This is a genomic window from Synechococcus sp. H55.2, from assembly GCF_047462495.1.
Classification (GTDB): Bacteria; Cyanobacteriota; Cyanobacteriia; order Thermostichales; family Thermostichaceae; genus Thermostichus.
This window is the reverse complement of the sequence record NZ_JANSJH010000068.1, coordinates 6741-15498: the sequence shown is the minus strand read 5'-3', so window position 1 is coordinate 15498 and position 8758 is coordinate 6741. Positions and strand designations below refer to the sequence as shown.

Genomic DNA, 8758 nt, shown 5'->3' with positions numbered 1-8758 from the left:
ATCACCCTATGGATACCCGCCTAATCAACATTGGCTTTGGCAACATCGTCGCCGCCGGACGTGTGATCGCCATTGTGAGTCCCGAGTCAGCGCCCATCAAACGCATCATCAGTGATGCCCGCGAGCGGGGCCAGTTGGTGGATGCTACCTACGGTCGCCGCACCCGCGCTGTCATCATCACCGATTCCGGGCACGTGATTCTCTCTGCTATCCAGCCCGAAACCGTTGCCAACCGCTTCCTAACGGCCAAGCCCGGTTTGTCAGAGGAAACCGAGTGAAAGCCCATCGCCGCAAGCCATCTGCAAGAACCAAGAGTGAGATATTCTAAAACAAACCCAAACCAGCTCGTCGCTCTCTGCCTATGCCAGCCTCTCCTGCCCCAGTTTCCTCTGAGTGTACGCAGCCGCAGGGATCCCTTCCACCTCCTGCCACTTGCGGTCGCCTGCTGGTGTTGACAGGGCCCAGCGGGGTAGGCAAAGGTACGCTGGTCAGCCAATTGCGCCAGCGCCACCCCGAACTGTATTTTTCGGTCTCGGTCACCACCCGCCCGCCCCGCCCCGGCGAACAGGAAGGCGTCAACTACTACTTTCGCAGTCGCGAGGAATTTCTCAGTTTGATCGAAGCCAATGAGCTGTTGGAATGGGCACAGTATGCCGGCAACTTTTACGGCACTCCCCGCGAGATCGTCTGCCAAAAACTCAGACAGGGTCAGGATGTGCTGCTGGAAATTGAGCTGGCCGGGGCCCGCCAGGTGAGGCAGCAGTATCCAGACGCCATTCGCATCTTTCTCTGTCCCCCTTCTCTGGAAGAGCTAGAACGTCGCATTCGTGAGCGCGGACAAGACTCAGAGGCAAGCATCGAGCGGCGCCTAGAACAGGCCCGCAAGGAATTGGATGCCCAAGACGAATTTGACTACGTGATTGTCAACGACAACCTGGAGCGAGCTCTGCAAGAGCTGGAAGCCCTGCTCTATCCTCCCGCCCCCCCTTCGAGAGAGCAGCAGTCTTAGCTTCTCCAACCCTTCCCTCAAAAGCCGGTGTCTGGGTTGCAGCGCCTCGAAACCGCCTCTAGAGTTAACTGGCGGTTAAGAAAAAAGCCGCTGGGGGGTGTGATTTGGCTTTGCTTGTGAGATGATAGTAAAGCTGTGCTTTTTGCGCAGCCTCTGGTTCTAATCAGTTCTATCTGGCCAATTAGGGGATAGTATGCTGCACACACTATCTGGCCAATTAGGGGATAGGTCTCCAGCTCTGATCGGGATCCACTGTATCCTGGAGCTTTACGACTGCCCGGCCAATCTTCTGGATGATGCCTCTCTCGTGCAACAGGCTTTGCGGGAGGCAGCCAGACGTTCCAACTCCACCTTTTTGGGACAACTGTGCCATCCATTTGAGCCGCAGGGGATTACGGCGCTGGCCCTTTTGGGAGAATCCCATATCTCCATCCACACCTGGCCTGAGACGGGCTATGCGGCGGTGGATGTCTTTACCTGTGGTCGCCACACCCGACCGGAAGCGGCCTGCGAATATTTGATCGACGTGTTTCAAGCGCGGCGATATTCCCTGCGCAAGGTGCCCCGCCGCACCACGCAACCGACACTCCTGGAAGAAGACCCCGACTCGGCTGAGGTGCTTACCTGCGAAGCGACCGGACGAAGGCGCTGAGATGGCCGGTGGCAGCTTTTTCCGACTTCACGGGATCTCGAGATTCAACCACTGAAAATCCCGGCATGGGATCTGGGTATCCCAGAGGTCGGTTCCTATCAACGGTACGGCGAGGTGTGCCGATGGACAGCCCGAGGAGTTTCTTTTGGGTTCAGGAGTACTTGACCCCTTGGGACTACACCGCCCGTGCAGTCACGCGCATCCTGGCCTACCGCAAAACCCCTTTCCAGGAGATGCTCATCGCCGAGACGGGGGCCTACGGCAAGGGTCTAATGCTGGATGGGCATTGGCAATCCACCACGGTGGATGAGTTTCTGTACCACGAGGCTCTGGTTCACCCGGCCCTGGTGCAGGTCGTCCAAGCAGGCGGGATCCCCCGGCGGGTATTGGTGTTGGGAGGGGCCGAAGGGGCGACGCTGCGGGAGGTGCTGCGTTGGCGCTCGGTGGAGCAGGTGGTGATGGTGGACATCGATGGGGAGGTAGTGGCCGCCTGTCGAGAGCACCTGCCGGAAATGCACCAGGGATCCTTTGAAGATCCGCGTGTGCAGGTCGTGATTGCCGATGCTTTCGACTTTCTCCACCGGACAGAGCCGGTTTGGGATGTCATCCTCTCCGACCTATCGGATCCTGTTGAAGCTGGCCCTGCCTACCGCCTCTTTACCCAGGAGTTTTTCCGCCAGATCCGCTCCAAGTTGCAGCCCGCTGGGGCTTTTGTCCTCCAGGCGGGGCCGACGGGGCCGGTGGACTTGTGGCAGCACACCCGCATCGTTCACACCCTGAAAACGGTGTTTGCTGCTGTGCAGCCCTACGCTATCTACGCCCCCACCTACGGCGGGCCGCTGGGGTTTGCCCTGGCAGCCCAGGATCCCATCTCTTCCAGGCCGGAGCCGGAACAGATCGACCAGATTCTGAGCCAGCAGTTGGATCCCGCTCGAGGGACGCTGCGCTTTCTCGATGGCATCACCCTGCTGGGGCTTTACCAAGTCCCGGCTCACCTGCGCCGCGCCATTGCCGCCGAGACCACGGTTTACACCCTGGATAACCCTCCTCAGGTCGAGTAACCTGTCGGCCCCAATCCGCGATTAAAAATGGGATCCCAGGGTATTTGTCTTCGATGCCATAACTTGGTAGATTCGTGAGCAGCCGAATTTTGCTTCCCTGATGAAAGTCCTGGTTATTGGTGGTGACGGATACTGCGGCTGGGCGACAGCCCTGCACCTGTCTAACAGGGGCTATGAGGTGGCCATTCTCGATTCTTATGTCCGCCGCCTCTGGGATCTGCAACTGGGGGTTTCTACCCTGACGCCCATTGCCCAGCTCGAGCAGCGGGTGGATCGTTGGAAGGGCTTGACCGGCAAAGATATTCCCATTTTCGTTTGCGACGTCACCAACTACGAAGCCTTGATCTCCTGCATGCGCCGCTTCCCGCCGGATGCCATCGTCCACTTTGGCGAGCAGCGCTCTGCCCCCTACTCGATGATCAGCCGCGAACATGCGGTGATGACCCAGGTGAACAACGTGGTGGGCACCCTGAACATCCTCTACGCCATCAAGGAGGAATTTCCCGATTGCCACCTGGTGAAGTTGGGCACCATGGGCGAGTATGGCACCCCCAACATCGACATCGAGGAGGGGTACATCACCATCGAGCACAACGGCCGCAAGGATACCCTGCCCTATCCCAAGCAGCCGGGATCCATGTATCACCTCTCCAAAGTGCACGACAGCCACAACATCCACTTCGCCTGCCGCGTCTGGGGCCTGCGGGCCACCGACCTCAATCAAGGAGTGGTGTACGGCGTGTTAACAGAAGAAACCGGCATGGACGAAGTGCTGATCAACCGCCTCGACTACGACGGCGTGTTCGGCACGGCTCTAAACCGCTTTTGCATTCAGGCGGCGGTGGGGCACCCACTGACGGTGTACGGCAAGGGGGGCCAAACCCGTGGCTTCCTGGATATCCGCGACACGGTGCGCTGTGTGGAGCTGGCCATCGCCCATCCCGCCGAGCCGGGTCAGTTCCGGGTGATGAACCAGTTCACGGAGCAATTTAGCGTGGAGCAACTGGCGCTGTTGGTGCAAAAGGCGGGGGCCACCCTGGGTCTGAAGGTGGAGATCAACTACCTGGAGAACCCCCGCGTCGAGCTAGAGGAGCACTACTACAACGCCAAAAATACCAAGCTCCTAGATCTGGGCCTGCAGCCCCACTATCTGTCTGACTCACTTTTGGATTCGCTGCTCAACTTCGCCCTCAAGTACAAAGACCGGGTGGATGTGCGGCAGATCCTGCCCAAGGTGAAGTGGAAGGGCTAGCTCTCTAGGCAAGCTTGGGCCAGGCTCAGCCAGCCGCGGGCCAGATTCTCCAGGTCATAGCCCCCTTCTAGGCCGAAGACGGTCTTGCGGGTCACCTCCTCCAGGCAGAGGTGAGCCAGGCGGCCAAAGTCTTCCTGCTCCAGCAGCATGCTGGCCAAGGGATCCCCTTTGGCACAGTCAAAGCCGGCGCTCACCAGCAGCAAATCCGGCTGGAAGGCCCGCAAGAAGGGCAAAATCTTCTCATCGAGAGCCTTTTTATAGGCCGACCAGTCTGACCCAGCAGGCAGAGGCACATTGCAGAGGTTGCCGTGGATCCCGGTTTCCTGGGCCAAGCCCGTGCCGGGGTAGAGGGGAAACTGATGGATAGAGGCATAGGCCAGTTGGGGGTGGCGCTCCACCACTGCCTGCGTGCCGTTGCCGTGATGGACATCCCAATCGAAAATCGCCACCCGCCTTACCCCTGGCTGCTCCAGGGCCCAGAGGGCAGCAATGGCGGCGTTGCTGAAGAGGCAAAACCCCATCGCCCGTTCTGGCTCCGCGTGATGCCCCGGCGGGCGACACAGCACCAAAGCCGGCTGAGCTGCGGCCAAAGCCGAAGCGGAAGCGGCAAGCCAGGCTCCCACCGCCAAGCGCGCCGCCTCGAAGCTTGCTGCGGAAACGGAAGTATCTGCGTCGATGCGTCCCCCGCCCCTCGCGGCCAACTCGGCCACCCGTTGAATGTGCCAGCGCGGGTGAACCCGCTCCAACTCGGCCAGATCGGCCAAGGGGGGATCCCGCCATTCCAGATGCTCGGCGAAAGAGGCGCTGCGCAGCGCCTTGACAATGGCCTGCAGGCGAGCCGGGCGCTCAGGATGGAAGGGACCAGTGTCGTGGCGGAGAAAGGTCTCCGAATAGTAGACGGGCAACATACCAGGGCGAGGCAATGTTCTCGCAGTTTAGCCTAAGCCCGTGCTTCTCTACCCGTAAAAAGCTTCCGACATGGATCCCGCATAGGGGTCAACGCCAAAAGAAGCTTGTTGCAGCTTCTGCTTGACCACATCCCGCACCACTGAGCGGAGCAATTCCAGCTCAGAGGGGTTGAGCTGATCGTGGCTGGGACACTCATCGGGAGCCAGCCACATGTAGACAGCAGGAACGCGGTTTAGGATCTGCTGCATCATCGCTTCCCGCTCCTTGGCGTCATGAAACACCTGCTGATGGGGATGCTCGGTACAGAGGTAATTTTCCAGCTCTCCTAGGGCCAGATACTCAACGATATTAACCAACATCTTTTCCATCATGATCAACGTCCCTCCTAAAAATCCCTGTCACTCTTAAAACAGGTATTAAACAAAGCGTGTGTAAGATCTCTTCTGCGGCTAAGCCTTTCCATCTCTATTTACCTCGTTTGTCTTCCCACTTGCCGCTAAAAGCAGCCAACAGGAACCATCAGAAACCGTGAAGATCGCTTCGCTGGCATCCGGCACCAACGAAAAATTATCGAGCTTCCGAGGAGAGCAGGGTACAGTATTTAACAAAGACTATAGAAGCTCAGCCACAGTGAGAAAGAAGATCTCACTCAACCACTCCTCGCCCACCACGCTAGCATACGACTATGTGAAAAATTATGGGAATATCAAGGAACTTACATATTTTTTGACAATTGGCTAACTTAGCGCGCCAAAGCCGGCTTGGAATACTGCTGAGACAAGTGCTGAGACGCCAGACAGGTGACTGCTGGCCCCAGCTACGGGCTCCGCAAAGCCGTTGCAGCTTAGGGATCTGAACTCAGAAACAATGAGGCTAGCCCGCCAATGGTAAATCAACTCGCTGGGCCTGGATCCAGAAAGATTCTAGGTCATAGTAGTTTCTTTCCTCTTGCAAGAGCACATGGACGATGAGATCCGCATAGTCGATCAGAATCCAGGAGCCTGAGTCTTGGCCTTCGATGCGGCGCGGAGCTTGTTGCCACTTCTCCCAAAGATTTTCCTCAATTGCCCGGGCAATGGCGCGAACCTGTGTAAGCGAATAGCCGCTGATCAAAAGGAAGTAGTCTGCCAGTGTGGAAATCTGGGACACATCCAGCAGAACAATGTCGCCACCTTTTTTTTCTTCCGCCGCGCGAGCTGCGCTCAACGCCATGCGATAGATGGGATCCCCGGCAGGGGCAGGCATAAGCTGTAGCAACTAAAACCCTCCCGAAACGACTGAGTTGCCTTGGAACATAACCTTCTCTAAATCCTTTCTATCTAAAGGATGCAACAGAAAATGATTCCGAGTCATGAGGGTGCGCGGATGAATCACCTGATTCCGATCTAGCAAAAATTTTAGGCTCAAGTCACAGACTCCCACCACGGTTTTAGACAAATCTACAAAAGCCATCTGCCGCAACCGCTCCAATTCTGGGCTGCTGCCCCGATTCGGCTCCAGAGCATCGGCTACAAAAACCACACAACTCAGCGGATCCATGCCGGGCCGCCCCAGGGTGTGGTTGGCAATGGCCGCCAAAATCTCTGCATCCTGTACCTGAAACTGCTCCCGTGCCAGCAGGGATCCCACCTCGGCGTGGAGAATGTGGGGTTCGGCCCGCTCGATCTCGTCCAGCTCCCGTTCCTGAGCCACCCTTTGCAACAGTTGCTCCGGCGGGAAGGACTTGGCCAGGTCGTGCATCAACCCTGCCCAAGCAGCTTTTTGCTCATCCAGCCCATAGTGGGCCGCCAGTTGCCGGGCCATTGCCTCTACCCCCAAGATATGGCGAAGGCGAGGGGGCGGCACCTGACGCTGTAGCCAGGCCAACACCTCCTCCCGCTGCAGTTGAGCGCCGCTCACCCTAGTCATTTTGCAACTTCAGCACCGCCATAAATGCTTCTTGGGGCACATCCACCGTTCCCACTGCCTTCATGCGTTTTTTCCCCTCTTTTTGCTTTTCCAAAAGCTTGCGTTTGCGGGTCACATCTCCTCCGTAGCACTTGGCCAAGACATTTTTGCGCAGGGCCGGTATGGTTTCACGAGCAATCACTTTGGAGCCGATCGCCGCCTGAATGGGCACTTCAAATTGATGGCGGGGGATCAGCTCCCGCAACTTGGCAACCAGGGAACGGCCTACATAAAAAGCTTTGTCCCGATGCACAATAGTGGATAAAGAATCCACCACCTCGCCGTTAATCAAAATGTCCAAGCGCACCAGATCATCCGCACGATAACCCACCATTTGGTAGTCCATGCTGGCGTAGCCACGGGTGCGCGATTTCAATTGATCGAAAAAGTCGGTGACCACTTCTGCCAGCGGTAGCTCATATACAAGCGTAGTTCGACCCTGCGCCAGATATTTCATGTCCTTAAAGGTGCCGCGTTTGGTCTCGCACAGCTCCATCACGGTACCGACAAATTCCTCAGGAAGAATCACCTCTACCCTCACAATCGGCTCCTCAATGCTGGTGCGCTCGTTGGGGGAAGGCAGCTTGCTGGGATTGTCTACCCGAATCACAGAGCCGTTGTTGAGGGTAACTTGGTACACCACCGTCGGAGCTGTAATCACCAAATCGAGGTTGTACTCCCGTTCTAGGCGCTCCTGAACCACCTCCATGTGCAGCAGGCCCAGAAAACCACAGCGGAAGCCAAAGCCCATGGCAGGGGAAACTTCCGGCTCAAAGTAGAGAGCAGCATCGTTGAGCTTGAGTTTTTCCAGAGCTTCTTTGAGTTCGGCGTATTGATCGGAGCTGCTGGGGAAGAGGCCACAAAACACCATCGGCTTGGCTTCTTTGTAGCCGGGCAGAGGTTCAGAGGCCTTGCGATGGACAAGCGTAATGGTATCCCCAACACGGGCGTGTTCCACGCTCTTGATGGCAGCGGCCACGTAGCCCACCTCGCCCGCATGCAGGGCCTCGACCGGCTCTTGATGGGGGCGCATCACCCCCAGCTCGGTAATCTCGTATTCTCGGCCAGAGGCCATGAAGCAAATCTTGTCTCCCGTCTTCACCTCCCCATCCATGATGCGCACATAGACGATCACACCGCGGTAGGAGTCGTAGTAGCTATCGAAAATCAAAGCCCGCAAGGGATCCGCCACCGTATCCCGTGGCGGGGGCACCCGCTGCACAATAGCCTCTAGGATCTCTTGGATGCCGATGCCCATTTTGGCAGAAGCCAAGATCGCTCCGCTGCAATCGAGGCCGATTACCTGCTCGATCTCAGCGATCACCCGCTCCGGCTCCGCCCCCGGCAGGTCAATTTTGTTGATCACCGGGATGATCTCTAGGTTGTTCTCTAGGGCCAGATAGACGTTGGCCAGGGTCTGCGCTTCCACACCTTGAGAGGCATCCACCACCAGCAGCGCCCCTTCGCAGGCTGCCAGGGAGCGGGAGACTTCGTAGGTAAAGTCCACATGCCCCGGCGTGTCGATGAGGTTGAGCACATAGTTCTGGCCGTCTTGGGCGCGGTAGTTCATGCGGGCCGCCTGCAGCTTGATGGTGATGCCCCGTTCCCGCTCCAGTTCCATGTTGTCCAACAGTTGCGGCTTCATCTCGCGAGCTGAAACGGTGCCGGTTTCTTGCAAGAGCCGGTCGGCCAGGGTGGATTTGCCGTGGTCGATGTGGGCGATGATGGAAAAGTTGCGAATGCGGGAGACGGGAACGTCGGTCATAAGAACCTGTCAGGGCAAAGATTTTTTACAATGCTAGCCTCTTTGGCCCTCTGCCCAGGCCAAGGTTGTCCAGAAGTTAACCGGCAAGGAGGAAGATAGAGTCGTTTCAAACAAGACGAAGACACTTTGCCGCCGACCCGCCCTCACCCCCGGCCCCTCTCCC

10 protein-coding genes are annotated in these 8758 nt (G+C 57.6%); 5 read left to right on the top strand and 5 right to left on the bottom strand.

All coding sequences use genetic code 11. The features are described from left to right. The first annotated feature begins 8 nt into the window (after nt 1-8). The 5 genes from remA (at nt 9) to NW844_RS08950 (ending at nt 3974) form a co-directional block, all read left to right on the top strand. Nucleotides 9-278: an extracellular matrix/biofilm regulator RemA gene (gene remA, locus NW844_RS08970; RefSeq protein ID WP_414335047.1), complete on the top strand. Its 270-nt coding sequence runs from the start codon at nt 9-11 to the stop codon at nt 276-278. Between the two features lie 83 nt (nt 279-361). After that, nucleotides 362-1009 carry a guanylate kinase gene (gmk, locus tag NW844_RS08965; RefSeq protein WP_414335046.1) on the top strand — a complete coding sequence of 216 codons (648 nt, stop codon included), beginning with the start codon at nt 362-364 and terminating at the stop codon, nt 1007-1009. Nucleotides 1010-1202: 193 nt separating this feature from the next. Then, nucleotides 1203-1661, top strand: a complete 459-nt coding sequence (gene speD / locus NW844_RS08960; protein WP_414335045.1) for an adenosylmethionine decarboxylase — start codon at nt 1203-1205, stop codon at nt 1659-1661. Between the two features lie 122 nt (nt 1662-1783). After that, a complete protein-coding gene (locus tag NW844_RS08955; RefSeq protein ID WP_414335044.1) occupies nt 1784-2722 on the top strand; it encodes a spermidine synthase in 939 nt (312 codons plus the stop codon). Nucleotides 2723-2822: 100 nt separating this feature from the next. Then, complete coding sequence (locus NW844_RS08950; RefSeq protein ID WP_414335043.1) at nt 2823-3974, top strand: NAD-dependent epimerase/dehydratase family protein; 1152 nt, start codon at nt 2823-2825, stop codon at nt 3972-3974. On the opposite strand, the gene NW844_RS08945 is transcribed toward NW844_RS08950, so the two are convergent. From NW844_RS08945 to lepA, 5 genes are all read right to left on the bottom strand, one after another. Beyond that, the gene (locus NW844_RS08945) at nt 3971-4882 is read right to left on the bottom strand and encodes a histone deacetylase (protein WP_414335042.1); all 912 of its coding nucleotides are present in this window, start codon (nt 4880-4882) and stop codon (nt 3971-3973) included. The two genes, NW844_RS08950 and NW844_RS08945, sit on opposite strands and share 4 nt — an antisense overlap. 48 nt (nt 4883-4930) lie before the next feature. Beyond that, nucleotides 4931-5254 (bottom strand): hypothetical protein, encoded by a 324-nt coding sequence (locus NW844_RS08940; RefSeq protein ID WP_414335041.1) that lies wholly within the window; start codon nt 5252-5254, stop codon nt 4931-4933. A 502-nt stretch (nt 5255-5756) separates the two neighbouring features. Next, nucleotides 5757-6128, bottom strand: coding sequence for a ribosome silencing factor (gene rsfS, locus NW844_RS08935; RefSeq protein WP_414335040.1), 372 nt, complete (start codon nt 6126-6128; stop codon nt 5757-5759). A gap of 12 nt (nt 6129-6140) precedes the next feature. Further along, nucleotides 6141-6791 (bottom strand): bis(5'-nucleosyl)-tetraphosphatase (symmetrical) YqeK, encoded by a 651-nt coding sequence (gene yqeK / locus NW844_RS08930; RefSeq protein ID WP_414335039.1) that lies wholly within the window; start codon nt 6789-6791, stop codon nt 6141-6143. Continuing rightward, a complete protein-coding gene (gene lepA, locus NW844_RS08925) occupies nt 6784-8595 on the bottom strand; it encodes a translation elongation factor 4 (protein WP_414335038.1) in 1812 nt (603 codons plus the stop codon). Before lepA ends, yqeK begins: the two co-directional genes overlap by 8 nt. Nucleotides 8596-8758: the final 163 nt, after the last annotated feature.